We start from the raw sequence: 24,803 nt of genomic DNA on the forward strand, positions 1-24,803 counted from the left end.
CCTCGGCTTCCCGGATTCGGCGGTGGAGCGTCGAGCACCCCGAGAGGAGCCGGGCGATGAGCGGGCAGCAGGCGGAAAATCCGGAGTTCGCGCAGATCGTAGAGGCCGTCGTCCTCGGCATGCCCGCGGCGCGACATCTGGGGTTCTCGTTCCGCCGAATCGAGCGGGGCGAGGTGGAGATCGTGCAGCCGTATCGCACGGAGTTGACCGAGCACAACGGCAACTTTCAGGGCGGCGTGATCGGGTCGCTGGCAGACTTCGCCGGTGGTTCCGCGGCGGGAACGCTCCTGCCGGCCGGCTGGGTGAACATGACGGTCGACTACACCGTCAAACTTCTGTCTCCGGCGCGAGGTGAGTATCTGGTGGCCCGTGGGCGGGTCGTGAAGCCCGGCAAGGCGCTCACCGTCGCGGCGGCCGAGGTCTACGGGGTCGACCAGGGTGCCGAAACACTCTGTGCGACAGCGTTGGTCACGATGCGAAACATCGACCTGCGCAGCGCGGGAGGTACGCCCGCGGTTTCCGCCGCCGGTCGCGGAGATGCGTGATTCCACCGCTCGCCGGATTCTCCTGTTCGGGCCTAGGCGTGCGAACACATCCTCGGCAACCCGGTGATCGGCGCGATGGCGAGGCCGAATCGGCGCGCATTGCTACTGTTTTTCATGACCAGTGACTCGGCGCGGCGTAGAGAACAGCTGCGCGAATTCCTCCGCAGTCGCCGCGAACGGCTCGATCCGGCCGAGGTCGGGCTGGTGGCGACCGGACGACGTCGCACGCCGGGCCTGCGGCGCGAAGAGGTCGCACAGCTCGCGGGGGTCGGCGTGTCCTGGTACACGTGGCTCGAGCAGGGGCGCGATATCAAGGTGTCGACCGAAGTGCTGGACGCGATCGCGAGCGCACTGCGATTGACCGAGTGGGAGCGGGCCCACGTGTATCGGCTGGCGGGGATGAATCCGCCCCGGGCCGTGCGGGATCGGGATGCACAGGTCACCGCGGAACTGCGGCATCTGCTCATGGTGTGGTCACCGCGGCCCGCGGTGCTGCGTGACCGGTACTGGAACATCCTGGCCGTCAACGACGGGGCACGGATGGCCTTCGGCTACGACTGCGACGACTACAACTGTCTCGTCTCGTTTTTCACCAACGCGAGCTACCGGGAGATGCACCTGCACTGGGCCGCTGCCGCACCGGCGGTCGTCGCCGCCTATCGCGCGGATGCGGCCCTGAACGATCCCGAATTCGACAGGGTGATCACCGAACTCTCCGCGATCAGTGCGGAATTCGCCGAACTGTGGGCGCGGCACGAGGTGGGCGCCCCGACGCAGGCGGTGCACGCGCTGCGCCATCCGGCGGCGGGCGAGCTGTTCTTCGACACCACCACGTTGATCGTCGCGGACCATCCCGATTGGCACCTCGTGCTGTACAACCCCCGGCCGGGCACCGAGACCGAGCAGCGGCTGAGCCTGCTGACGCGGGATCGGGCGGCCGCACCCGCATAGCCTGGTGGTGGTTATCCCACGTTGATCTCGCACTGGTTGTCGAGGCCGGTCCTCGGCAGGCTTCTTCCCATGGCACACAACAGATTCGACGGCAAGATCGCACTGGTCACGGGCGGGACGAGCGGTATGGGACTGGCCACCGCGCGGCGGTTGCGCGACGAGGGCGCGCGGGTGATCGTCACCGGCCGCGACCCGGCCCGGCTGGCCGCGACCGCCGATGAACTCGGGCCGGAGGCGCTCGCGATCGCCGGCGACACGACCGACCTCGCCGCCATCAACGCCGTCTTCGAGACCGTCCGGAACAGGTACGGCCGGTTGGACGTGCTCTTCGTGAATGCGGGCATCGGATTCTTCCCGCCGACCGAGGCGGTGACCGAGGCCGATTTCGACCGGGTGATCGGCGTCAACGTCAAAGGGGTGTTTTTTACCGTGCAGAAGGCGATTCCGCTGCTGGCCCCCGACGCGGCCGTCGTGATCAACGCCTCGTGGGCACTGCACCGCGGCATGCCGTTCGGCTCGCTGTATTCGGCGACCAAGGCCGCGGCGCACAATCTGGCACGCACGTTCGCTGCCGAATTGGGCGCCAAGGGAATTCGGGTCAACTCGGTGAGCCCGGGATATATCGACACCCCCGCGCTGCGGGCCGAGCTTCCCGAGGCCGTGCAGAGCGCGGTGGCCGGCGAAATCGTCGCCGGCCGGATCGGCTCCGCCGAGGACGTCGCCGCCGCCGTGGCCTTCCTGGCCTCGCCCGAGGCGTCGTACATCACCGGCCAGGATCTGCTCGTCGACGGAGGGCTGGTGGGCCTGGTTCCGAGCGCGGCGGCCTGATCCCCCGGCGATAGCACTGCGCAAAACGCTGTTCACCCGGGCGCATGGGCTCGTCTGTCGGAGGCGGCGGAAGTCACCGATTCGCGCCGGCACCGCCGGTGCCGGCGATCGGCGCACACCACGAAGACCGGAAATCTGTCGTCTCGCGGACGCGGCTGGAAATGCACACGCACCGGCCGATCCGACAGCAGCGGCACCTCCCCCTCCAGCGAGGTATAGACCCACGGCCCCTCGTCGAGTTCGACGATCGCGACCGTCGACGGCGCCGGCGCACCACTCGCACCGCCACGGTCCACCACCCGCCACGACACGATCGAACCCACACCCGACGACGGCACCCGTTCCAGGTCATCCGACGCACACGAGGAACACCCCGCCGTGAGTGGCGCGAACAACTTGTCACACTTCGCGCATCGCCGGATCATCAAGATCTCTTCCGTGGTGCCGGCATGGGACCTGTGCTGAAGCTCGGGTGCAGACATCGAATCCTCCGCAACGTGACCGATAGAACGCACTCCAGGTTCGTCGCCGGCAAGCACCATCGCGACGGTAGAACTACCCGTCCGTATACCTATTTCTCGGAGACCGACTTGCCGAGCCGCGAGCCCCACGGATTCGACGCGGGGCAGATTGCAAGCCTTCTGACCTGCATAAACAGAGTGGGCGCAGAGGGGTTCGAACCCCCGACCGCTGGTGTGTAAAACCAGTGCTCTACCACTGAGCTATACGCCCGGACTTCACCGGCCGGGCGGCGGTGAAGATGGTGTGCTGCGCGGGGCCGGTTGTCCGGAACCGTGCGCGGCGGTTCATGAATCTAGTGCAGTGAGCGCTTTCTCCCAAGCCGCCTGGTCACGGGGCTCTCCGGGGCCGTTCATCTCGGCGAAGCGGATGATTCCGTCCTTGTCCACGACGAAGGTGCCGCGGTTGGGGAAGCCGGTTTTGTCGTTGAAGACACCGTAGGCCTGGGTGACAGCGCCGTGCGGCCAGAAATCCGACAGCAGCGGGAAGGTGTAGCCCTGCTCGGCCGCCCAGATCTTGTGGGTGGGCGGGGGTCCGACGGAGATGGCGAGGATCTCGGCGTTGTCGTTCTGGAACTTCGGCAGTTCGTCGCGCACCTTGCACAGCTCACCCTGGCAGATGCCGGTGAAAGCCAGCGGATAGAAGACGATCAGGACATTCTTGTGGCCCCGGTAATCGGCGAGGCTCACATCCTGGTTGTTCTGATCCTTCAGCGTGAAATCCGGTGCGGCCGTTCCCACTTCGAGCGGCATGCGCAGTCCTCCTGTCTTCGACGGCGGGCTGTTCCGGTACTCGGCGGCCGCCCGTGCGAAACAATAGTCACGCGGTGGATCAGCGCTGCTTCGAGGGCGTCTTGGGCTGCATCAGCTTGGTGCCGGTCCAGGTGCCGAGGCTGACCGGTGTGGTCGACGTCAACCCCGCGGTGGGGGCGGATTCGGCGATCTCGCTGGGATCGACATGGCCGGGCTGACCGGTCTTGGGGGTGAGCACCCACACGACACCGTCCTCGGCGAGCGGACCGATGGCATCCATCAGCTCGTCGACCAGGTCCCCGTCTCCGTCGCGCCACCACAGCAGTACGACGTCGATCACCTCGTCGGTGTCCTCGTCGAGTAGCTCGGAGCCGATCGCGTCCTCGACAGACGCCCTCAACTCGTCTGCGGTGTCCTCGTCCCAGCCCAACTCCTGAACCGCCATGCCGTGGGCAATGCCAAGCTTCTGAGCGTAGTTCTGCGCGTCCGCCGCGGCGACCACGGTGGTGTCCTCCTCAACTCCCGACAACAGATAGTTGCAAGCGAACATGGTTATCGGCCGCAACGCAAGCCGATCCGCCCAAATAACCTCCGAAATGTCGCGGATGCATGCCCCGGGGCGAAGCCTGCAGAGGCGGTTCGCAACGCCCTGAGCGGCCCCGGGACATCCGTTTCCCGGCTATCGCGCCGGGCATGCGGTCCGCACCGCGTTCAGCGCGTCGTTGACTCGCTTACTGGCATCGTTGAGCGTGCCGACCGGTGCGGTGTAGGTCATCTTGCGGGATTCGCCGGCCAGGCCGCGGGCGGCGTTCACGTATTCGGTGAGCTTCTGCGCGAGATCCGGGGGTAACGCGTCGCCGGCGGCGGTGACCCGCCCCTCCACGGTCCGCGCGGCGTCCTCGAGGGTCTGCGCGGCGGAATCGCGCTTGGCGTCCTGGTCGGGGGCGTTCGCATCGTGCGCGTCGACGAAGTCGTTGTACTTCGTCACCGCGGCACCGGTGGTGTCACGGAACGGTGTGCAGTTGTCGGCGACGGCTTTCGTCTGCGCGGCAGCCTTTTTCGACGAGGTGGCCGCGGCCGAGGACGCTGCCATCTCGGTCCGGAACGCGGCCGCATCCGCCTGGTTCACGGTCGCGGTACCGTGGACAGCGGTAGAGCATCCTGCCACCACCAGTCCGGTGCCGACCGCCAAGGTCGCGCACATCAGTCCGAACCCACGTGGGTTCAGCAGTTTCATCGTCCTCCCCGCTTCTCGAGCAGTCGAAAGAATGTCCTGTGGCGAGTTCGCTGCAACGAGCGTCACAGCCTAGCGAACGGTACTGGATTTACGGCTGACATGATGACCTGGGACGCATCATCGACAAGGATGTGAGGTGCGCCCCAAACCGTGAGCGACGGACGGCCCGCACACCAGCGGTGCTGCCCGGGGTTAGAGCCATCAGCTTGTCCACCCCCTGTACGAGGAGCATTGATTTTGACCGACCTGATGCACCCGATTTCGTCAAGTTCTGCATCCGACCCCGAGCCGACGAGCGCCAACGGTTCCGCCGACCACCAGTCGGCGCCCGCCCGCCCGGCCGGTGCGCGTGTGCGTGTGATCCGCGAGGGGGTGGCGTCATATCTACCGGACATCGACCCGGAGGAGACGAGCGAGTGGCTCGACTCCTTCGACGAGATGCTCGAGCGCGAGGGCCCCGGCCGCGCACGCTATCTGATGCTGCGCCTGCTGGAGCGCGCCGGTGAACGTCACGTCACCATCCCGTCGTTGACCTCCACCGATTACGTCAACACCATCCCCACCGAGAACGAGCCCTGGTTCCCCGGCGACGAAGAGGTCGAGCGCCGCTACCGCGCCTGGATCCGCTGGAACGCCGCGGTCATGGTGCATCGCGCGCAACGGCCGGGAATCGGTGTGGGCGGCCATATTTCGACCTACGCGTCGTCCGCGGCGCTGTACGAGGTCGGCTTCAACCACTTCTTCCGCGGCAAGAACCATCCCGGCGGCGGCGACCAGATCTTCATCCAGGGCCACGCCTCCCCCGGCATCTACGCCCGCGCCTTCCTCGAGGGCCGGCTGACCGAGGATCAGCTCGACGGGTTCCGCCAGGAATACAGCCACGGCGGTCCGGGTCACGGACTGTCGTCGTATCCACACCCGCGCCTGATGCCCGATTTCTGGGAGTTCCCCACGGTCTCCATGGGCTTGGGCCCGATGAACGCCATCTACCAGGCGCGCTTCAACCACTACCTGCACGATCGCGGGATCAAGGACACCTCCGATCAGCACGTGTGGGCCTTCCTCGGCGACGGCGAGATGGACGAGGCGGAATCGCGCGGCCTGGCCCATGTGGCGGCGCTGGAGGGTCTGGACAATCTGACCTTCGTCGTCAACTGCAACCTGCAGCGCCTCGACGGCCCGGTCCGCGGTAACGGCAAGATCATCCAGGAGCTGGAGTCGTTCTTCCGCGGCGCCGGCTGGAACGTCATCAAGGTGATCTGGGGCCGGGAGTGGGACGCGCTGCTGGGCGCCGACCGCGACGGCGCCTTGGTCAACCTGATGAACTCGACCCCGGACGGCGATTACCAGACCTACAAGGCCAACGACGGCGCCTACGTGCGCGAGCACTTCTTCGGCCGCGATCCGCGCACCAAGGATCTGGTCAAGGATCTGACCGATCAGCAGGTCTGGAACCTCAAGCGCGGTGGCCACGACTACCGCAAGATCTACGCGGCCTACGCCGCGGCGCTGGCGCATCAGGGCAAGCCGACGGTGATCCTGGCCAAGACCATCAAGGGTTACGGCCTGGGCAAGCACTTCGAGGCGCGCAACGCGACGCACCAGATGAAGAAGATGACGCTCGACGATCTGAAGGCGTTCCGCGACGTGCAGCGCATTCCGATCACCGACGCCCAGCTCGAGGCCGATCCGTATCTGCCCCCGTACTACCACCCGGGCATGGATTCGCACGAGATCGGCTACATGCTGGACCGGCGGCGTGCGCTGGGCGGCTTCGTGCCCGAACGTCGCTCGACGGCAAAGCCTTTGCAGCTGCCCGGCGACGCGCCCTACGCCTCGGTGCGCAAGGGCTCGGGCAAGCAGAACGTGGCGACCACCATGGCGTTCGTGCGGCTGATGAAGGAACTGTTGCGCGACAAGGAGATCGGCAAGCGCATCGTGCCGATCATCCCGGACGAGGCCCGCACCTTCGGTATGGACTCGTGGTTCCCCTCGTTGAAGATCTACAACCGCAACGGGCAGTTGTACACCTCGGTCGACGCGGAATTGATGCTGGCCTACAAGGAAAGTCAAGTGGGCCAGATTCTGCACGAGGGCATCAACGAGGCCGGCTCGACCGCATCGTTCACCGCTGCCGGTACGTCGTACGCCACCCACGGCGAGCCGATGATCCCGCTCTACATCTTCTATTCGATGTTCGGGTTCCAGCGCACCGGCGACGGCCTGTGGGCGGCGACCGATCAGCTGGCTCGCGGCTTCGTCCTCGGCGCGACCGCCGGGCGCACCACGCTGACCGGTGAGGGATTGCAGCACAACGACGGCCATTCGCTGTTGCTGGCCTCCACCAACCCGGCGGTGGTCTCCTACGATCCGGCGTTCGCCTTCGAGATCGCCCATATCGTGCGCGACGGCCTGCGCCGCATGTACGGGGGCGGGCGGCCGCAGCTCGGTCCGGGCGGCACCCTCGCCTCGGAGGTGCCCGGCACCCATCCGGTGATGCAGAACGATACGTTCGGTGGCGAAAACGTTTTCTACTACATCACCCTGTACAACGAGCCGTATCAGCAGCCGGCCGAGCCGGACGACCTCGACATCGAGGGGCTGCTGAAGGGCATCTACCTGTACCGCCGGGGCGGCGAGGGTGACGTGCGCGCCCAGATCCTGGTCGCGGGTGTGACGCTGCCCGACGGCCTGCGCGCGCAGGAACTGCTGGCCGAGGACTGGGGTGTGCAGGCGGACGTGTGGTCGGTGACGTCGTGGAGCGAGCTGCGCCGGGAGGCGCTGGCCAAGGAGATCCACACGCTGCGGCATCCGGATGCCGGAACCGACGCGCCGTACGTCACGCGGGTGCTGTCGCAGGCGCAGGGGCCGTTCGTGGCGGCCTCGGACTGGATGCGCGCGGTGCCGGACCAGATCCGCAAATGGGTCCCCGGTGACTACACCACGCTGGGCACCGACGGATTCGGGTTCTCCGACACCCGGCAGGCGGCGCGGCGGGTGTTCAACGTCGACGCCCAATCCATCGCCCTGGCGGCGCTGGAGGCCCTGGGACGCACCGGCGGGGTCGATCCGTCGGTGGTCGCGCAGGCCGCTGCCCGCTACCGCGTCGACGACGTCGACGCCGCGCCGAAATCGATGAGCAGCGAAGAACAGCTCGCGTGACCGTTCCGGTAGGGGCGCGAATCGCGCCCCTACCGGGGGGTTGCGGAGACCGACAGCTCGATGACGGAATATTGAACAGTGGAACGTAAACCGCCGCGGCCTCGCCGGGTTTCCGAGGGGTCGTCCGAGCACGAGGTCTATCTGCCGACCGGGGCACTGTCCCCCAATCGGCAAACCCGCGATCCGCTGCCGGACACCCTGCTGAAACGGGTGAAGCAGTTCTCCGGGCGGCTGTCCACCGAGGCGATCGCCTCGATGGAGGACCGGCTACCGTTCTTCGGCGATCTGGATGCCGCCCAGCGCGCGGGCGTGCAGATGCTGGTGCAGACCGCGGTGGTCAATTTCCTGGAGTGGTTGCAGGATCCGGAAAGCGATATCCGCTTCAGCCTCGACGCGTTCCAAGTGATTCCGCAGGACCTCGCCCGCCGGCTGACCTTGCGGCAGACCGTCGACATGGTCCGGGTTGCGATGGAGTTCTTCGAGCAGTGGCTGCCGGCGCTGGCCCGCAACGACCGCCAGCTGGTGGCGCTCACCGAGGCGGTGCTGCGCTACGGCCGCGAACTCGGTTTCGCCGCGGCGTCGGTCTACGCCTCCGCGGCCGAATCCCGCGGTGCCTGGGACACCCGCCTGGAGGCGCTGGTGGTCGACGCCGTGGTGCGTGGTGACACCGGCGCCGAAATGCTCTCGCGCGCGGCCACATTGAACTGGGATGCCACCGCCGCCGCGACGGTGCTGGTCGGCACACCACCGAAAGATCAAGTGGCCGTGGCGAGTTCGGTGCACGTCGTCGCCGCCCGGCACGGCCGCGCCGCGCTCGCGGTGGTACAGGGTTCCCGGCTGGTGATGGTGGTCAGCGGCAATCTCGGCGATACCGGCTACCCCTCGCCGTTCCTGATGGATCTACTCGCCGAGGCGTTCTCCGAGGGGCCGGTGGTGATCGGCCCGACCATGCGCACACTGTCGGCGGCGCACGTCAGCGCGGTGGAGGCGATGGCCGGAATGGAGGCCGTGGTGGGCTGGCGGGCGGCGCCGCGGCCGGTGCACGCCTCCGAACTTCTGCCCGAGCGAGCCCTGCTGGGCGATCGGGCTGCGGTCGACGCTCTCAACGAGTATCTTGTGCTACCGTTGGCCGCCGCCGGGTCGGCCTTGTCGGACACTCTCGACGCCTACCTCGATTGCGGTGGAGCGGTCGAGACTTGCGCCCGGCAGCTGTTCGTTCATCCAAATACGGTCCGCTATCGGCTCAAGCGCATCGCCGAGGTCACCGGCCGGGATCCGATGAATCCTCGTGACGCCTATGTGCTCCGAATCGCGGCAACAGTAGGTCGTTTGACACGAATGCGTAACGAATCGTCGACACCTGCCCCAGAAGACTCGCAGGCAACTTTCTACGAAGATCGCCTGTAACGGACATCGGGGCGCTGTCGATGGCCCCGACCCACGTGGCGTTTTGTGGGGTCCACACAAAAGCGCCCCTCAAACATCATCGGCGCCGACATCTCCACGGAGCCTCCTCACAGTGTTTTGTTAGAGGCGTGATCGCGTTGTTCGCCCCTGGACAGGGCTCTCAGACACCCGGCATGCTCGCGCCATGGCTCGATCTTCCCGGCGCGCGTGACCGCCTCGAACTGTGGTCCAAGGCCTCCGGCCTGGATCTGCTCCGCCTCGGCACCACCGCCACCGCGGAGGAGATCACCGATACCGCGGTGACCCAGCCGCTGGTCGTCGCGGCCGCGCTGCTGGCTTTCGCCGAGATTCCGCACGAAGCGGTTCCGGCGGATACCATCGTCGCCGGACATTCGGTCGGCGAGCTCGCCGCCGCAGCCGTCGCCGGTGTCGTCTCCCCCGATGACGCGGTGAAACTGGCCGCCATTCGCGGTGCGGAGATGGCCAAGGCGTGTGCGCTGGTTCCGACCGGCATGTCCGCCGTGCTCGGCGGCGACGAAGCCGCCGTGCTCGACCGGCTCGCCGAACTCGACCTGGTCCCGGCCAACCGCAACGCGGTCGGTCAGATCGTGGCGGCAGGCCGGCTGGATGCGTTGGCGGAACTGGCCGCGAACCCGCCGGAAAAGGCACGGATTCGCGCGCTGCCCGTCGCCGGGGCCTTCCACACCGCGTTCATGGCACCCGCCCAGGACGCCGTGGCCGAAGCCATCTCCCAGATGGTCCCCGGTGAGCCGACCCGTACCCTGCTGTCGAACTACGACGGCAAGCCGGTCGACTCGGGCTCCGACGCCATCGAGAAGCTGGCGGCACAGGTGACCCGGCCCGTCCGGTGGGATCTGTGCACCGAAACCGTTCGCGCGGCAGGGGTTTCCGCGGTGGCCGAGTTGCCGCCGGCCGGAACCCTGGTCGGCATCGCCAAGCGGGAGCTCAAGGGCACCCCGAATCTGGCGCTGAAGACCCCCGAGAACATCCCCGCGTTTGTCGAGCTCTCGGCAACCGGCTAGCTTTCCTCGCGGCTCGCAGTGACGCGACCGTGAGCGAGCAGGACGAAACGTTTGTCCAGCTCGTACCGAAGAAATAATGGGACCTCCGATTCATATCGGACCAACGAAGGAACAAGAAGGGAGCCACCAAGTGGCCGCTCTGACCCAGGAACAGATCGTCGAAGAGCTCGGCAAGATCATCGAAGAGGTGACCGGCATCGAGCCCTCCGAGGTGACGATCGAGAAGTCTTTCGTCGATGACCTGGACATCGACTCGCTGTCGATGGTCGAGATCGCCGTGCAGACCGAGGACAAGTACGGCGTGAAGATCCCCGACGAGGATCTCGCCAGCCTCAAGACCGTGGGTGACGCCGTCTCCTACATCCAGAAGCTCGAGGCCGAGAACTCCGACGCGGCCGCTGAGCTCAAGGCCAAGTTCGACGCCCAGTAAGGCCGACACCGTGACCACTCCTTCCACTTTGAACGGGAACTTCCCGAACGTCGTCGTCACCAGCATGGCGGCGACCACGTCGATCGCGGGTGACGTCGATGCGACGTGGAAGGGACTCCTCAACGGCGAGAGCGGCATCGACGTTCTCGAGGATTCCTTCATCGAGGAATACGACCTCCCGGTTCGCATCGGCGGCCACCTGAAGGTTTCGCCGGACACCCTGCTCAGCCGGGTCGAGATCCGCCGCATGGCCTATGTCGAGCGGCTGGCGATGGTGCTGGGGCGCGAGGTGTGGAAGAACGCCGGCAGCCCCGAGGTCGACCCCGAGCGCCTGGCCGTGTCGATCGGCACCGGTCTCGGCGGCGGCGACGCGCTCATCGACTCGGTGGACAAGCTGAAGAACGGCGGCTACCGCAAGATCTCGCCGCTGGCCGTTCAGATGGTCATGCCGAACGGGCCGTCCGCTGTCGTGGGCCTCGAACTGGGGGCCAAGGCGGGAGTGGTCACCCCGGTCTCGGCATGTTCGTCGGGATCCGAGGGCATCGCCAACGCGTGGCGGATGATCGTCATGGGCGACGCCGACATGGTCGTCACCGGCGGTGTCGAGGGCTACATCTCCGACGTGCCGATCGCCGCGTTCTCCATGATGCGCGCGATGAGCACCCGCAACGACGACCCCAAGGGCGCGTCGCGGCCGTTCGACAAGGATCGTGACGGCTTCGTCTTCGGCGAGGCCGGTGCACTGATGGTCGTCGAGACCGAAGAGCACGCCAAGGCGCGCGGGGCCACCATCCACGCTCGCCTGCTGGGTGCCGGCATCACTTCCGACGGCTTCCACCTGGTCGCCCCGGATCCCACGGGTGCCGGTGCGGCGCGCGCCATGGAGCGCGCCATGCAGACCGCCGGACTGTCGAAGTCCGACATCACGCACATCAATGCGCACGCGACCGCCACCCCGATCGGGGACACCGCGGAAGCGAACGCGATCTACAAGGCCGTAGGCAAGCACGCCTCGGTCTACGCGCCCAAGTCCGCCCTGGGCCACTCGATCGGCGCCGTGGGTGCCCTCGAGTCGGTGCTCACAGTGCTCAGCATTCGCGACGGCATCGTTCCGCCCACGCTGAACCTGGAGAACCAGGACCCGGAGATCGACCTGGATGTCGTGCACGGTGAGGCCCGTCGCCAGGACATCGAGTACGCGATCAACAACTCGTTCGGTTTCGGCGGCCACAACGTGGCGCTCGCCTTCGGACGGTACTGATCCGACTCGTCGACAACGTACTGTCGACAACTTCGGCGAACCCGGTGGGGCTTTTCGGCCAAGGCAGATCCCCTCGTCGAAAAGCCCCACCGGGATTTTCATTTTTCGCAGCCGCGTCAGCGACTCCACATTCCATCGAGGAGAGACCGCGATGACCATCATGGCCCCCGCGCAGGCGGATGCCACGACCGATCCCCGTGATCCGCTGGGTCGGTTGCAGCGCTTCTTCGATCCCGGAACCGTTCTTCCGCTCCACCCCCGCGACAAGTCCGGCGTGCTGGCCGCCATCGGCGAGGTCGACGGCGTACGCACCGTCGCGTACTGCTCCGACGCCACCGTGATGGGCGGCGCCATGGGTGTCGACGGGTGCAAGCACATCGTGGACGCGATCGATACCGCCATCGATTCCCGGATCCCCGTCGTCGGCATCTGGCATTCGGGCGGCGCCCGCCTGGCCGAGGGTGTCGAGGCACTGCACGCGGTCGGCACCGTCTTCGAGGCCATGGTGCGCGCCTCGGGCCTGGTCCCCCAGATTTCGGTCGTGGTCGGCTTCGCCGCCGGCGGCGCCGCGTACGGCCCCGCCCTGACCGACGTCGTGATCATGGCGCCCGAGGGCCGCGTCTTCGTCACCGGACCGGACGTCGTCAAATCGGTCACCGGCGAGAACGTCGACATGGCCACCCTCGGTGGGCCCGAGACCCACGGCAAGAAGTCCGGTGTGTGCCATATCGTCGCCGACGACGAGAACGACGCGATGCACCGCGGCCGCCGCCTGGTCTCGATGTTCGCCGAACAGGGCGAATTCGACCTGTACGCCGCCGCCCACGGTGATGTGGACCTGAAGGCGATGCTGCCGGAGTCGGCCAAGCGCGCCTACGACGTCAAGCCGGTCGTGCGCGAGTTGCTCGACAAGATCCCCTCGCCGGACGGCAACGACGAATCCTCCTTCGAGGAGATGCAGGGCGGTTACGCCCGCAGCATCGTCACCGGCCTGGGCCGCCTCGGTGGGCGCACGGTCGGCGTGCTCGCCAACAACCCGCTGCGCATGGGCGGCTGCCTCACCAGCGAATCCGCCGAGAAGGCAGCACGTTTCGTGCGACTGTGCAACTCCTTCGGCATCCCGCTGGTCGTCATCACCGACGTGCCCGGCTACCTGCCCGGTGTCGGCATGGAATGGGAGGGCGTGGTGCGTCGCGGCGCGAAGCTGCTGCACGCCTTCGCCGAGGCCCGCGTCCCGCGCGTCACGCTGGTGACCCGGAAGATCTACGGCGGCGCCTACATCGCGATGAACGCCCGCTCGCTGGGCGCCACCGCCGTGTACGCCTGGCCGGAGTCCGAGGTCGCCGTGATGGGCGCCAAGGCCGCGGTCGGCATCCTGCACAAGAAGGCCATCGCGAAGGTCCCCGAAGAAGAGCGTGAGGCCCTGATCGAGCGCCTCACCGCCGAACACGAGACCATCGCCGGCGGTGTCGGACGGGCCCTGTCCATCGGCGTCGTGGACGAGGTCATCGACCCCGCCAAGACCCGCTCCACCATCGCCGCCGCGCTGGCCTCGGCCCCGGCCCAGCCCAGCCACAACAAGAACATTCCGCTGTAAAGCGTTAGGCGCCAACACATTACGGGTGGTCTCCCTTGCGGAGGCCACCCGTAATGTCTTTCCGGCCCGATGCGGGAACTCAGCCGACGTCGCGGCGGAGCCAGGTGACCTCGGCGCCCTCGCCGCCGGTGCGGAAGGGTTCGAGTTCGTCGTCCCAGGCGGTGCCCAGGGCGCGATCGATGTCGGCGGAGATATCGCCGTGGCGGCCGCGGGCCCGGGCGGCGCGGACGATTTCGCGCAGCCGCATCTCGCCGACCATGACGTCGCCGTTGGCGCTCATCGCGCCGGTCCACAATCCTAGGCCGGGTACGAAACTGTAGCGTTCGCCGTCGACCCCCTCGGAGGGGTCCTCGGTGACCTCGAAGCGCAGTACGGGCCAATCCCGCAACGCCTTGGCAATTCGTCCCGCGGTACCGACGGGGCCGACCCAGTCGGTGGTTGCGCGCAGTTGTCCCGCGGCGGCCGGCTGGGCGGTCCAGCGCAGGGACGCAGGTGATTTCAGAGTGGAGGAAAGCGTCCATTCGATGTGCGGGCACAGCGCGGCCGGTGACGCGTGGATGTACACCACACCACACGTCACATCCGCGAACTGATCAGATGCGCGCACCTGTACACCTCCAGCCTCGACGTCGGACGTCTTCCCCAACATCCCGTCGAGCGCAGGCGTTGCCCGAGTTTACTGGAGTGCCCGATGTTACGGCTGTTACTTTTCGGCCGTGTCGCGAATCTGCTGGATATCGGCGATGACGGCGTCGCTGAGCGTTGGCCACACCGCTCGGGCCCAATCGCCGAAATTCTCGTCGCTCAATGCCACACACGCCACCCCGATCTCCGGATCCACCCACAGGAAGGTGCCGGACTGCCCGAAATGCCCGTAGGTTCGCGGCGAGTTGGCTCCCCCCGTCCAATGCGGAGTCTTGTGGTCGCGGATCTCGAATCCCAGACCCCAATCATTGGGGCGCTGCGATCCGTATCCGGGAAGCACTCCGCCGACGCCCGGGAATTGCACGGAGGTCGCCGCGGTGAGCATGTCACCGGATATCAAGATCGGGTTCAGCAATTCTCCGGCGAAACGCAGGAGATCGTTCACCGTGGAGCGTCCGGCGTGCCCGGCGGATCCGGCCAGCACCGAGGATTTCATTCCGAGTGGCTCGAATACCGCCTGCCGCAGATATTCGGGAAATTCGATTCCGGTCTCGCGCGTGAGGAACTCGGCGAGCACCTCGAATCCGGCGCTGGAATAGATGCGGCGCTGCCCGGGCTCGGCCATGATCACCGTGGTGTCGAAGGCCAGTCCGGCCGTATGCGCCAGCAGGTGGCGCACGGTGGACCCGGGCGGGCCGGCGGGCTGGTCCAGTTCGATCGCACCTTCTTCGACCGCCACCAGAACCGCATAGGCGGCAAGGGGTTTCGTGACCGACGCGAGGGCGAACACACGGTCGAGGTCTCCCTCGGTGCCGACCACGCCGGGTGCAGCGACGACGCCCGCGGCGGCATGCCGGACGGGCCAGTCGCGAATCTGTTCCAGTGCTCGCACGGCACCGAGCCTACGAGAAGGCTCCGAACCCACCGGCCGCGGGGAGGCGGCTACGCCGGGCCGTCGCTGCGATAGGGCGCGGCCACCAGTTGCTCGTCCTGACGAGCCAGCAGCGTGCGACGCCGGGTCAGCTCGGCGATCTGCGCGTCGAGATGAGACAGGCCCTCCCGCATGATCTTTCGGGTGTGATCGCAGTGCTGTAAGCCCGAGGCGGTCGCACACGGCAGCAGTTCGCGGATGGCGCTGGTCGGCAGTCCGGCGGCGAGCAGCTCGCGAATGCGGTGCACCCGCTGCGGTGCGTCGTCGGTGTAGACGCGGTAACCGTTGCCGTCGCGGCGGGCGCTGAGCAGCCCCTGTTCCTCGTAGTAGCGCAGCAGGCGGGTGCTGACGCCGGTGGTGTTCGCCAGCTCGCCGATCAGCACCGCGCCCTCCCGGGCTTGACCTTCACACTCATGTCAAACCTTAACGTCGCCGCCATGACGAACATTTCACTGTCCACCTCGGTCACCGGCAGCGGTCCAGCGGTCGTGCTCGCGCACGGCGCGGGCGGCGGAATCGAGGCCAACTTCGGCTCCTTGATCCCGCTGCTCGCCGAGGGGCATACCGTAATCGGCTCCGACTACCCGGCCGATGACACCCGACTCACGCTCGACGGGCTGGCCGACGCACTGGTCGAGGAGGCCGTATCGGCGGGCGCCCAGCGATTCCCGATCATCGGATTCTCGCTCGGCACCGCGGTGGCGGTGCGCGCCGCCGTGCGTCATCCCGATCGGGTCACCGGCTTGGTGCTCGCGGCCGGACTGGCCCGGGCCGACCATCGGGCCCGGCTCGTGCTGGATCTGTGGCGCGGCGCGCTCGCCGCCCGCGACCACGATGCGTTCGCGCGGGTGGTGCTGTTGTCCGGATACAGCGCCGCCTTCACCAATTCCCTACCGGACGAGGTGTATTCGCAGTACCTGGCCCAGATCGCGGCCGATGTCCCGGGCGGGGCGGCGGCGCAGGCGGATCTGGTCGCCCGGGTGGACACCCGCGCCGATCTGCCTCGGGTCGCGGTGCCGACCCGGGTCATCGCCGCGACCGCGGATCTGCTGGTCGATCCCGCCAATTCGCGCGAGCTGGCGGCGGCCATTCCGGGCGCCGAATACGTCGAGGTAGCGGCGGGACACGTGCTGATGCACGAGGCCCCGGAGGCGTGGCATCGCGCCGTCCTCGACTACTTCGCGGACAGCTCCCGAATCCACGCCGCCTGATCGGTTTCCGATCGGGGTGGACACCGTACGACGCCGCGGCGGTGACCGTTACCATCGGTTGCACTATGGGCGAGGTTGCTGAGGTACACGGTGAGGTGGCGGCCGGTTTCGAGCCGGTCGCGGACGCGTTTCGACGCAACTTCGCCCGGTTCGGCGAGATCGGGGCGGCCGTGGCCGTCTACGACGGGGACCGGCCGGTGGTGGATCTGTGGGCGGGGTTCCGCGATCGCCGCAGACAGCTGCCGTGGGAGCGCGACACCATGGTTCCGGTGTTCTCCTCGACGAAGGGGATGACGGCATTCGCCGTGGCGAGTGCCGTCTCGCGCGGAGTCCTCGACTATCAGGCCCCGGTCGCGCAGTACTGGCCGGAATTCGCCGCACACGGCAAGGAATCGATCACCGTGCGGCAGCTGCTCGACCACCGCGCCGGTCTGCCGGTGCTGGATCGGGTGGTGCGGTTGTCCGATATGGCCGACCGGGATCGGCTCGCGGAGATCCTGGCCGACCAGAAACCACTGTGGAGTCCGGGCACCCGGCAGGGTTATCACCCGATCACCGCCGGGCTGTACCTGGGCGAACTGCTCCGCCGCGTCGATCCGCGGCACCGCACCCTCGGCCGCATCTTCGCCGAGGACTTCGCCGGCCCGCTCGAGCTGGACTTCTTCATCGGATTGCCGGAGGAGCAATCCCTCGATCGCATCGCCACGCTCGCGTCCACCTCCGGCCTGGACGTGCTGCGGTACGAGCGAGACGTGCCGCTGCGCATCGCGATTCAGATGTTCCTGCGGCGCGGGCTCACCTATCGCGCCTTGAGCAGCCCCCGCACCGGCGCACCCGAACGTGCCACCCGCCGCGAATTCCTCGGTGTCGAGAGCCCGGCCGCGGGTGGGGTGGGCACGGCGCGTTCCTTGGCGCGGGTCTACGGCGCGGCGGCGGGACGCACCGGTGAATTGCCCATCGCACCGGGCATTCTGGATCGGCTGGCCACCGCCGACACCGTCGACGACGTGCCCGCCGACGATCTGGTGCTGCTCACCCGCAGCCGCTACCACCTGGGGTTCCGCAAATCCTGTGGCAGCTTCCGTTTCGGCAGCGACAGGCGCGCGTACGGCACCACCGGTTACGGTGGCTCGTTCGGATTCGCCGATCCCGCAACGGGTTTGGGTTTCGGCTACGTGATGAACCGCCTCGGCACCGCCGTCCTCGACGATGCGCGCGCCCGCGCCGTGCGGGAGGCACTACTCCGCTGCGGCTGATCACGCCACCGCGCCGACTTACCACCACTGACGATGACCTCTTCCGTGCTGTTAACTCACTCTTTGCCGGCAGGTGACCGGGTGTGCGAGCGGATCGCACACACTGTCCGAGCCGGACGGCGAGGAGAAAGCGCGGATGCGAATGGTGATCGGACACAGGCCAACCCACGCCACCACCCGGGACGGCATCCGGGACCCCGGTAGATTCGGCGCGTTCGGCGGCCGCTACGTTCCCGAAGGATTGATGGCGGCGCTCACCGACGTCGAGAACGCCCATCGAGCGGCCTGGGCGGATCCCGAATACCACGGCGAACTCGACCGGCTACTGCGGGAGCGAGTCGGCCGCCCGACCCTGCTGCACGCGGCGCCGCGACTGGCCCGCGCGCTGAATGTCCCCGGAGTGCAGGTATTCCTGAAGCGCGAGGATATGACGCACACGGGTGCCCACAAGATCAACAATGCCCTCGGGCAGGGGCTGCTGGCCGTGCGGATGGGCAAGACCCGCGTCATCGCCGAAACCGGGGCCGGGCAGCACGGCGTCGCGGTGGCGACCGTCTGCGCCATGCTCGGGCTGACGTGCGTGATCTACATGGGCGCCGACGATATGGCCCGCCAGCAGAGCAACGTCGTGCGGATGCGGCTGCTCGGCGCGGACGTGCGCGCCGTTCGTTCCGGTGATCGCCGATTGAAGGCCGCGGTGACCGAGGCGGTGCGAGATTGGGTGGCGCACACCGAAACCACGCATTTCCTGTTCGGCACCGCCACCGGGCCCGCACCCTATCCACGGATGGTGCGTGACCATCAGAGCCGGATCGGCATCGAGTCCCGGGCACAGCTGCTGGCGGCGACGGGACGGCTGCCCGACCACGTCATCGCGTGCGTGGGCGGCGGCAGTAACGCGATCGGGATGTTCCATCCCTTCACCGGCGATGCGCAGGTGCGGCTGATCGGTGTGGAGGCCGGGGGCCGCGGCTTACACACCGGCGAGCACGCGGCCACACTCAGCGCGGGCACACCCGGTGAGATGGACGGCGCGTTCAGCTACGTCCTGCAGGACCAGGAGGGACAGATCGCGCGGACCCACAGCATCGCGGCCGGATTGGATTATCCGGGGGTGGGCCCGGAACTGAGCCATCTCAAAGACATCGGCCGCATCGACCACGCCGTCGCGACCGATGCGGCGGCGCTGCGCGGACTGGATACGCTGTGCCGGACCGAGGGGATCATCACCGCGCTCGAATCCGCGCACGCCGTGGGATATCTGCTGGAGCTGGCCGAACAGGGCGGAATCGCCGAGGACGCGCTGATTCTGCTGTGCCTGTCCGGCCGCGGCGACAAGGATCTCGCCATCCTCGCCGACCTGCTCGACGCCGGCTGACGCCGCGCCCGGCTCATTCGCAGAGCCGGTTGGCCTTCTCGAACAGTTCCAGTGTGATGGCGTGCAGGAAATCGCCGGTCTGCTTGGGCGCCTTGCCGGCGCAGGCACGCGCGTGCGTGCCCTCGAGGACGATGCCGAGTTTGAAGCAGGCCAGCACCGTGTACCAGCCGGCATGACCGAGGTCGCGGTCGGAGAAGTTCGCGTAGTGGGCGATCATCTCCTCGGCGGTGGGCAGACCACCCGCGGCGCCGAGCTTGCCGACCAGGGCGGCGCCGGTGGTGCCGGGCTCGGGCCGGGTGGCGATCTGCCAGCCCAGATCCAGCAGCGGATCACCGATCGTCGACATTTCCCAGTCGACCATGGCGGCGACCTCGGGCCCGTCGTAGGAGAACATCATGTTGGCCAGGTGGCAGTCGCCGTGCAGGATGCCCGGCCGCCACTGTGCGGGCCGGTTGCGGTCGAGCCAGTCGCCGACCCGGTCCACCCCCGGGATCTGCGGGCCGGGATAGCCGTCGTTGCTGCTGTAGGACTCGAGTTCGCCGAGCCAGCGCGGCACCTGGCGTTCCAGGAAACCGTCCGGCTTGCCGTAATCGGCCAGCCCCAGCGCCTCGTAGTCGAGCGAACCGAGCCGGGCGATGGCCTCGACCGCCGACAGTCCCATCTGCCGCCGCACCTCGGGATCGCCGGCGTGCAGGGCGGGCAACTCGTTCTGTGGGTTGAAGCCGGTGATCGGCTCCATCAGATAGAAGACCGCGCCGATCACCGATTCGTCGGCGCCCGCGGCGATCACCCGCGGGGCGCGCACGCCGGTGCCCGCCAGCGCGCCGAGCAGGCGGGATTCGCGGCGGATCACGTCGTTGCTCTTGGGACGCAGATGTTTCGGCCCGCGGCGCAGCACGAATTCGCGGCCACCCCGGCGGAACCGCAGCATGATGTTCTGGGTGCCGCCGCCGAGCGAGGTCACATCCTCGAAGTCGCCACCGGGCAGTCCCTGCTCATCCATCCACTCTCCGACGGCCGCGAAATCGACGACCTCGCGCTCGACCTCGGCCGGTTGCACCACAGACATGCCCCACATTGTGCACCACCACGACCGGTCAACTGAAGGCATATGCCCTCACTGCGGGGTCCGAGATGCCCGATACGGTGATGCACATGAGCACGTCCCGGTCTCGGCATGCGGGCGAGACCACTGTCGACCACGCGGTGCGCACCCGAACCCCCGTGCGCACCCTGCTGATCGACAACTACGACTCGTTCACCTACAACCTCTTCCAGTTGATCGGCACGGTGAACGGCGCCGAGCCGACCGTGCTGCGCAACGACGAGGTCGGCACCCTGGCCGAGCTCGACCTCGACCGGTTCGACAACATCGTCGTCTCCCCCGGGCCCGGACGCCCCGATGTACCAAGGGATTTCGGGATCTCACAGGCGCTGATCGACCGTGCGGAGCTCCCGCTGCTGGGCGTCTGCCTCGGCCACCAGGGCATCGTGCTGGCGGCCGGTGGGCGGGTGATCCCGGCGCCCGCGCCCCGGCACGGCTATCCGGACCGCATCAGCCACGACGGCCGCGACCTGTTCGCCGGCGTTCCCGCCGACTTCCTGGCCGTGCGCTACCACTCGCTGTGCGCCGCCCAGCCCCTGCCGGACGCGCTGGCGATCACCGCGACCGCCCCCGACGGGGTCGTGATGGGCGTTCGCCACCGGCACCGCCCGCAGTGGGGTGTGCAGTTCCATCCGGAATCGGTGTCGAGCGAATTCGGCGCCACGCTGCTGGGTAATTTCGCGCGGCTGACCCGGGAGTGGTGGGCGCATCGGGCCGTGACCGGCCGGGCATCGGGCGTCCACGAACCGTCACGGGACACCTCACGGCCGGGCGAACGCCCGGCTCGCGGGCAACTCGGCCGGACGGGCGTCGCGTCGTCGATGGGTGCGACGTCCGCCGCGACCGATCCGGTCTCCAGCGGGCCCGGAACCGCAGAGGCCGGCGCCCCGCGGCCGACGACCCTCACCGTGCTGCACGAGGTGATCGACCGCGCCGTGGAGACGGAATCCGTTGTGCTGCGGGTATATCCGGACTCGCCGACGGTGTTCTGGCTCGACAGTGCGCATGTGGAGCCGGGGCTGGATCGGTTCAGTTTCGCCGGTGATGCGTCCGGGCCGCTGGCGGAGGTGGTCCGGTATCGGGTGGGCGCGGGATGTGTGATCGAGAATCGAACCGGGACGCGCACCGATCCGCGGCCGGTGCTCGACTATCTGTCGGCGCGGCTGAGTGCGCTGAACATCCGATTCCCCGATGTGCCCTTCGATTTCGTCGGCGGCTACGTCGGCTATCTGGGCTACGAGATGAAGGCCGACTGCGGCGCGAGGACCGGGCATCGATCGCCCTATCCGGACGCGCAGTGGCTCTTCGCCGATCGGCTGGTCGTAGTCGATCACGTCGCGGGCCGCACCCATCTGATCGCTGTCACCGATGCCGATTCGGCCGCCGAGAATCACCGCTGGCTGGCCGATACACGCGCGATCGTCGCGAGCCTGCCGGATCGGCGGAATCCGGAACAGCTCACTCTTCCCGCCGACGAGGAGGCCGTCGTCTCCCGCCTGAGCCGCGGCCGGGACCGCTATCTGGCCGATATCGCGGCGATCGATGCCGAGCTGCGCGCCGGGGAGACCTACGAGGTGAACCTCACCGACAGCGCCCACATCGATTCCGATGCGCCGGGACTCGAGGTCTACCGGATGCTGCGGCGCAGCAATCCCGCCCCGTACGCCGCGTACCTGCGATTCGGCGAGCTCCATATCGCCTGTTCCTCACCGGAGCGCTTCCTGAAGATCGACCGCACCCGCACGGTGGAGACCAAGCCGATCAAGGGCACCGCCCCGCGCGGCGCGACTCCGGAGGCGGACGAGAACCTCTGCCGCGCCTTGGAATTGGACCCCAAGACGCGGGCCGAGAATCTGATGATCGTCGACCTGCTGCGCAACGATCTGGGCCGGGTGTGCGAGCTGGGCAGCGTGCATGTGCCCGAGCTGATGGTCGCGGAGACCTACACGACCATGCATCAGTTGGTGAGCACCGTGCGCGGGCGGCTGCGCCCCGAGGTGGATGTGCTCGATTGCCTGCGCGCATGCTTCCCGGGCGGCTCGATGACCGGGGCTCCGAAGCTGCGAACCATGGAGATCATCGACGGGCTGGAGACCGAGGCGCGCGGCATCTACTCGGGCACGATCGGGTTTCTGGGTCTGGGCGGAACGGCGGATCTCAATATCGTCATCCGCACCGCCGTCCGCGACGAGCGCGGCTGGCGCGTCGGCGCGGGCGGCGCGGTGGTGCTGGACTCCGATGCCGACGCGGAATTCCACGAGATGGTGCTGAAGGCCGCAGCCGCGGCCCGTGCGGTGATCGCGACGGCGGAGTTGCCGCGATCGGCGGGCAGGGCGGGTCTATTTCCCGCGTCGACGTGACTTCGGCTCCGGTTGCGGTGGTTCCGCCTCGCGGCCGGTGAGGCGGCCCAGCATCGAGATGCCCGGCAGTTTCGACAGCCGGTTGAACACATCCTCGCCCAGCGCGATCACGGCCTCGAGCCGCGGCAGCAGCCGGTCGTAGGCCGCGAAGGCCGGATCGGCCAGCGCCAGGGTCCGGTCGAGGCGGTCGATGGTGGAATTGAGCCGGTCGATGGCGATCGCCAGATTCTCGATCAGATCCGGAAGTTGCGCGGCCAACTGTACGGAAGCGGGCGGGAGCCGCACCGCGGTGCCGAAGGCGGTACCGGCGGTGACCTGCGCGGCATCGATGGCCTGGCCCGCGGCGGTCTGCGCGGCCTGCGCGGCGGCCTGGGCGGCGGCGAGGATTTCCGTCGCACCCGGCACCCGCGCGCCGCTGGGCTTACGCCCGGAGTCACCCTTCGGGTTCGTCATGGTTCCACTGTGCCGCACCCGGACAGTCACGAAAAGCTCCGCGCCGACCGCGCGATTCGTGTCGGGGCGGCCTGGCATAGTTCGTGACGATGACAACCATGCGCCCCACCCTCGACGGCGACGCCACGCCAGTACCGACTTCGCTTCTGTCGGTATTGGTTTCGTGGCGTTCGACGGCGTCGCTGGACGCGCATGCCGTCCTGCTGACCGCCGGCGGGCGGGTCCGCTCGGCCCGCGACGTGGTGTATTTCAACGCGCCGCGTCACCCCTCCCAGGCGGTGACCGTCGATCAGGATCCCCAGCCGGGCACCGCGCGGCTGTCGGTCTCGCTGCCCCGGACGGAGGCCGAGATCGTCCGCATCCTGATCACGGGGTCCGGCGCCGAGGAGCCGCTGGCCGCCCTACCCGGCCTCGCGGTTTCGGTCGAGGACGCCGAGGGCCTGGTGGCGCGTGCCGACGTCGCCGCGGAGCCGGGTGCGTGGGCCGCGGTGTTCGGAGAGTTCCGCCGGGCCGAGGACCGATGGTGGTTCGTGCGCGGCGGACCGCAGCACGCCGGCGCGGCGGAGTTGTTCACGACATTCGGCGCAGCCGTCTCGGAGTCGGCGCAGCACCGGTCGCAGCGAATATCGTTGCACCGCACCACTTTCTCCACACCCATGCCCCCGCCGCCGGACGTGCGCCCCGATTGGCATCCCGACCCCGTGGACGCGACGTCACTGCGCTGGTGGGACGGCTCCCGGTGGACCGAACAGACCGGTGCACGCCCGCCCGCCGACCCACGCGCCTGTCCCCGGTGCGGGCGGCGGCGGGGCTGGCGACTGCTCGGCGCCGCGCCCTGCCGCGCGTGTGCCGCGCAGGTCGAGGACTACCTGTCCGGCTGGCGCACCCGGGCGCTGCGCGTCCTGACCACCACCGGACCGAGCGGACCCGACTGGGACGAGCTGTGGACGCGGATCCGGCATGAGCGCATCGACCCCGATACCGCCCGCGCGGCCCTGCGCGGACCCGCCGTCGCCCATCTCGAGCGCATCGCGGCCTTCGCACTCGCCGACGGCACGATCGGTGGCGCCGAGCTGGAACGATTCGACGCGACGGTCGCCGCGCTCGGGGTGCGCGACGCGGCCGTGGACGAGTTGCGCCGCAGCCTGCGGCGGCTGCGCATCCTGTCCCGGCTGCGCGGGGGCGAGCTCCCGGTGGTCGCGGTACCCGATCTGCATCTGGATCCGCAGGAACGCGTCCACCTCGATACCGCCGCCACGCGCATCCGCCGGTCGGGCCGCGGCGCGCAGACGTCACCGGGACGGTTGATCTGCTCGAACCGGAAGTTACGCTTCATCGGTCCCGACGCGGGTATCGAAATACCCTGGGCCCGAGCGGTTTCCGTAGCAGCCACCGAGACGGGCGTGACGGTGGCGGCGACCTCGGCACGCGGCGGGGCCGAATTCGATGTCGACGAACCGGAATTGGTGGCCGCGATCGTGGAAGGCGCCCTGCGCGTGGCGAAACGGCTCACGGTCGCGCCGGGCCGACGCGACAGCCGGTCCATCGCACCCGATATCAAGGCGGAAGTGTGGCATCGCGACGGCGGCCGGTGCGTGGAATGCGGCGCCACCCACTACCTCGAATTCGACCACATCATTCCGCTCAGCCGCGGCGGCGCGACCAGTGCGGCGAATCTGCAGATCCTCTGCCGCGGCTGCAACCGCGACAAGGGCGACCACATCTGAGCCGT

General features: G+C 68.2%; 23 protein-coding genes and 1 tRNA gene. 14 read left to right on the forward strand and 10 right to left on the reverse strand.

What is annotated here, in order from left to right:
• Positions 1-56 precede the first annotated feature (56 nt).
• The 3 genes from NE2_RS00790 to NE2_RS00800 all read left to right on the forward strand — a co-directional run bounded on the left by NE2_RS00790 (position 57) and on the right by NE2_RS00800 (position 2,324).
• Positions 57-545, forward strand: a complete 489-nt coding sequence (locus NE2_RS00790; RefSeq protein WP_063022925.1) for a PaaI family thioesterase — start codon at positions 57-59, stop codon at positions 543-545.
• Between the two features lie 114 nt (positions 546-659).
• A complete protein-coding gene (locus NE2_RS00795; RefSeq protein ID WP_063023307.1) occupies positions 660-1,496 on the forward strand; it encodes a helix-turn-helix transcriptional regulator in 837 nt (278 codons plus the stop codon).
• 69 nt (positions 1,497-1,565) lie between these two features.
• Positions 1,566-2,324 (forward strand): glucose 1-dehydrogenase, encoded by a 759-nt coding sequence (locus NE2_RS00800; RefSeq protein ID WP_063022927.1) that lies wholly within the window; start codon positions 1,566-1,568, stop codon positions 2,322-2,324.
• Positions 2,325-2,356: 32 nt separating this feature from the next.
• On the opposite strand, the gene NE2_RS00805 is transcribed toward NE2_RS00800, so the two are convergent.
• The 5 genes from NE2_RS00805 to NE2_RS00825 all read right to left on the reverse strand — a co-directional run bounded on the left by NE2_RS00805 (position 2,357) and on the right by NE2_RS00825 (position 4,832).
• Positions 2,357-2,866, reverse strand: coding sequence for a Zn-ribbon domain-containing OB-fold protein (locus NE2_RS00805; protein WP_307616872.1), 510 nt, complete (start codon positions 2,864-2,866; stop codon positions 2,357-2,359).
• 118 nt (positions 2,867-2,984) lie between these two features.
• Positions 2,985-3,056 (reverse strand) — tRNA-Val (locus NE2_RS00810).
• Positions 3,057-3,130: 74 nt separating this feature from the next.
• Positions 3,131-3,595 carry a peroxiredoxin gene (locus tag NE2_RS00815; protein ID WP_062999484.1) on the reverse strand — a complete coding sequence of 155 codons (465 nt, stop codon included), beginning with the start codon at positions 3,593-3,595 and terminating at the stop codon, positions 3,131-3,133.
• 79 nt (positions 3,596-3,674) lie between these two features.
• Entirely contained in the window at positions 3,675-4,097 is a 423-nt protein-coding gene (locus tag NE2_RS00820) for a DUF3052 domain-containing protein (protein ID WP_030518770.1), read from the reverse strand.
• A 177-nt stretch (positions 4,098-4,274) separates the two neighbouring features.
• A complete protein-coding gene (locus NE2_RS00825; RefSeq protein WP_030518489.1) occupies positions 4,275-4,832 on the reverse strand; it encodes an Rv2240c family protein in 558 nt (185 codons plus the stop codon).
• Between the two features lie 237 nt (positions 4,833-5,069).
• Between NE2_RS00825 and aceE the strand changes: the two genes are divergently transcribed.
• The 6 genes from aceE (at position 5,070) to NE2_RS00855 (ending at position 13,732) form a co-directional block, all read left to right on the forward strand.
• Positions 5,070-7,994 (forward strand): pyruvate dehydrogenase (acetyl-transferring), homodimeric type, encoded by a 2,925-nt coding sequence (gene aceE / locus NE2_RS00830; RefSeq protein ID WP_063022929.1) that lies wholly within the window; start codon positions 5,070-5,072, stop codon positions 7,992-7,994.
• A gap of 141 nt (positions 7,995-8,135) precedes the next feature.
• Positions 8,136-9,401 (forward strand): PucR family transcriptional regulator, encoded by a 1,266-nt coding sequence (locus NE2_RS00835; protein WP_106958455.1) that lies wholly within the window; start codon positions 8,136-8,138, stop codon positions 9,399-9,401.
• A gap of 128 nt (positions 9,402-9,529) precedes the next feature.
• Positions 9,530-10,444, forward strand: coding sequence for an ACP S-malonyltransferase (locus NE2_RS00840; protein WP_036499807.1), 915 nt, complete (start codon positions 9,530-9,532; stop codon positions 10,442-10,444).
• A gap of 76 nt (positions 10,445-10,520) precedes the next feature.
• Positions 10,521-10,874: a meromycolate extension acyl carrier protein AcpM gene (gene acpM / locus NE2_RS00845; protein ID WP_063022933.1), complete on the forward strand. Its 354-nt coding sequence runs from the start codon at positions 10,521-10,523 to the stop codon at positions 10,872-10,874.
• A gap of 10 nt (positions 10,875-10,884) precedes the next feature.
• Positions 10,885-12,135: a KasA/KasB family beta-ketoacyl-ACP synthase gene (locus tag NE2_RS00850; RefSeq protein WP_063022935.1), complete on the forward strand. Its 1,251-nt coding sequence runs from the start codon at positions 10,885-10,887 to the stop codon at positions 12,133-12,135.
• A gap of 151 nt (positions 12,136-12,286) precedes the next feature.
• Positions 12,287-13,732 carry an acyl-CoA carboxylase subunit beta gene (locus NE2_RS00855; protein ID WP_063022937.1) on the forward strand — a complete coding sequence of 482 codons (1,446 nt, stop codon included), beginning with the start codon at positions 12,287-12,289 and terminating at the stop codon, positions 13,730-13,732.
• Between the two features lie 79 nt (positions 13,733-13,811).
• On the opposite strand, the gene NE2_RS00860 is transcribed toward NE2_RS00855, so the two are convergent.
• The 3 genes from NE2_RS00860 to NE2_RS00870 form a co-directional block, all read right to left on the reverse strand.
• Positions 13,812-14,339: a DUF3145 domain-containing protein gene (locus NE2_RS00860; RefSeq protein ID WP_030518482.1), complete on the reverse strand. Its 528-nt coding sequence runs from the start codon at positions 14,337-14,339 to the stop codon at positions 13,812-13,814.
• Positions 14,340-14,435: 96 nt separating this feature from the next.
• The gene (locus NE2_RS00865; RefSeq protein ID WP_063022939.1) at positions 14,436-15,269 is read right to left on the reverse strand and encodes a serine hydrolase domain-containing protein; all 834 of its coding nucleotides are present in this window, start codon (positions 15,267-15,269) and stop codon (positions 14,436-14,438) included.
• A gap of 50 nt (positions 15,270-15,319) precedes the next feature.
• Positions 15,320-15,691 carry a MerR family transcriptional regulator gene (locus NE2_RS00870; RefSeq protein ID WP_063022941.1) on the reverse strand — a complete coding sequence of 124 codons (372 nt, stop codon included), beginning with the start codon at positions 15,689-15,691 and terminating at the stop codon, positions 15,320-15,322.
• 54 nt (positions 15,692-15,745) lie between these two features.
• Here NE2_RS00870 and NE2_RS00875 point away from each other — a divergent pair, with 54 nt between their 5' ends.
• The 3 genes from NE2_RS00875 (at position 15,746) to trpB (ending at position 19,153) form a co-directional block, all read left to right on the forward strand.
• Positions 15,746-16,519: an alpha/beta fold hydrolase gene (locus NE2_RS00875; protein WP_063022943.1), complete on the forward strand. Its 774-nt coding sequence runs from the start codon at positions 15,746-15,748 to the stop codon at positions 16,517-16,519.
• 65 nt (positions 16,520-16,584) lie between these two features.
• Positions 16,585-17,775: a serine hydrolase domain-containing protein gene (locus tag NE2_RS00880; RefSeq protein WP_063022944.1), complete on the forward strand. Its 1,191-nt coding sequence runs from the start codon at positions 16,585-16,587 to the stop codon at positions 17,773-17,775.
• 136 nt (positions 17,776-17,911) lie between these two features.
• Positions 17,912-19,153: a tryptophan synthase subunit beta gene (gene trpB / locus NE2_RS00885; protein WP_063023309.1), complete on the forward strand. Its 1,242-nt coding sequence runs from the start codon at positions 17,912-17,914 to the stop codon at positions 19,151-19,153.
• A gap of 13 nt (positions 19,154-19,166) precedes the next feature.
• Here trpB and NE2_RS00890 read toward each other — a convergent pair whose 3' ends face one another.
• The gene (locus tag NE2_RS00890; protein WP_081879880.1) at positions 19,167-20,231 is read right to left on the reverse strand and encodes a phosphotransferase family protein; all 1,065 of its coding nucleotides are present in this window, start codon (positions 20,229-20,231) and stop codon (positions 19,167-19,169) included.
• Between the two features lie 146 nt (positions 20,232-20,377).
• Between NE2_RS00890 and pabB the strand changes: the two genes are divergently transcribed.
• Positions 20,378-22,618 (forward strand): aminodeoxychorismate synthase component I, encoded by a 2,241-nt coding sequence (gene pabB / locus NE2_RS00895; protein ID WP_063023313.1) that lies wholly within the window; start codon positions 20,378-20,380, stop codon positions 22,616-22,618.
• Here pabB and NE2_RS00900 read toward each other — a convergent pair.
• Positions 22,598-23,071: a hypothetical protein gene (locus tag NE2_RS00900; protein ID WP_063023311.1), complete on the reverse strand. Its 474-nt coding sequence runs from the start codon at positions 23,069-23,071 to the stop codon at positions 22,598-22,600. The genes pabB and NE2_RS00900 overlap by 21 nt on opposite strands.
• A gap of 89 nt (positions 23,072-23,160) precedes the next feature.
• On the opposite strand from NE2_RS00900, the gene NE2_RS00905 reads away from it, so the two are divergent.
• On the forward strand, positions 23,161-24,798 hold the full coding sequence (locus NE2_RS00905; protein ID WP_233429601.1) for an HNH endonuclease: 1,638 nt from the start codon (positions 23,161-23,163) through the stop codon (positions 24,796-24,798).
• Positions 24,799-24,803 lie beyond the last annotated feature (5 nt).

Source organism: Nocardia elegans NBRC 108235 (genome assembly GCF_001612845.1).
GTDB classification, from domain to species: domain Bacteria; phylum Actinomycetota; class Actinomycetes; order Mycobacteriales; family Mycobacteriaceae; genus Nocardia; species Nocardia nova.

What these genes read in the sequence shown, in the direction of transcription:
- acpM (WP_063022933.1), top strand. Translation starts at nt 10,521, where the DNA reads ATGGGACCTCCGATTCATATCGGACCAACGAAGGAACAAGAAGGGAGC.
- NE2_RS00880 (WP_063022944.1), top strand. Translation starts at nt 16,585, where the DNA reads ATGGGCGAGGTTGCTGAGGTACACGGTGAGGTGGCGGCCGGTTTCGAG.
- NE2_RS00805 (WP_307616872.1), bottom strand. Translation starts at nt 2,866, where the DNA reads ATGGTGCTTGCCGGCGACGAACCTGGAGTGCGTTCTATCGGTCACGTT.
- NE2_RS00905 (WP_233429601.1), top strand. Translation starts at nt 23,161, where the DNA reads ATGACAACCATGCGCCCCACCCTCGACGGCGACGCCACGCCAGTACCG.
- NE2_RS00790 (WP_063022925.1), top strand. Translation starts at nt 57, where the DNA reads ATGAGCGGGCAGCAGGCGGAAAATCCGGAGTTCGCGCAGATCGTAGAG.
- NE2_RS00890 (WP_081879880.1), bottom strand. Translation starts at nt 20,231, where the DNA reads ATGTGGGGCATGTCTGTGGTGCAACCGGCCGAGGTCGAGCGCGAGGTC.
- NE2_RS00815 (WP_062999484.1), bottom strand. Translation starts at nt 3,595, where the DNA reads ATGCCGCTCGAAGTGGGAACGGCCGCACCGGATTTCACGCTGAAGGAT.
- NE2_RS00800 (WP_063022927.1), top strand. Translation starts at nt 1,566, where the DNA reads ATGGCACACAACAGATTCGACGGCAAGATCGCACTGGTCACGGGCGGG.
- NE2_RS00900 (WP_063023311.1), bottom strand. Translation starts at nt 23,071, where the DNA reads ATGACGAACCCGAAGGGTGACTCCGGGCGTAAGCCCAGCGGCGCGCGG.
- NE2_RS00875 (WP_063022943.1), top strand. Translation starts at nt 15,746, where the DNA reads ATGACGAACATTTCACTGTCCACCTCGGTCACCGGCAGCGGTCCAGCG.
- NE2_RS00825 (WP_030518489.1), bottom strand. Translation starts at nt 4,832, where the DNA reads ATGAAACTGCTGAACCCACGTGGGTTCGGACTGATGTGCGCGACCTTG.
- trpB (WP_063023309.1), top strand. Translation starts at nt 17,912, where the DNA reads ATGCGAATGGTGATCGGACACAGGCCAACCCACGCCACCACCCGGGAC.
- NE2_RS00855 (WP_063022937.1), top strand. Translation starts at nt 12,287, where the DNA reads ATGACCATCATGGCCCCCGCGCAGGCGGATGCCACGACCGATCCCCGT.
- NE2_RS00795 (WP_063023307.1), top strand. Translation starts at nt 660, where the DNA reads ATGACCAGTGACTCGGCGCGGCGTAGAGAACAGCTGCGCGAATTCCTC.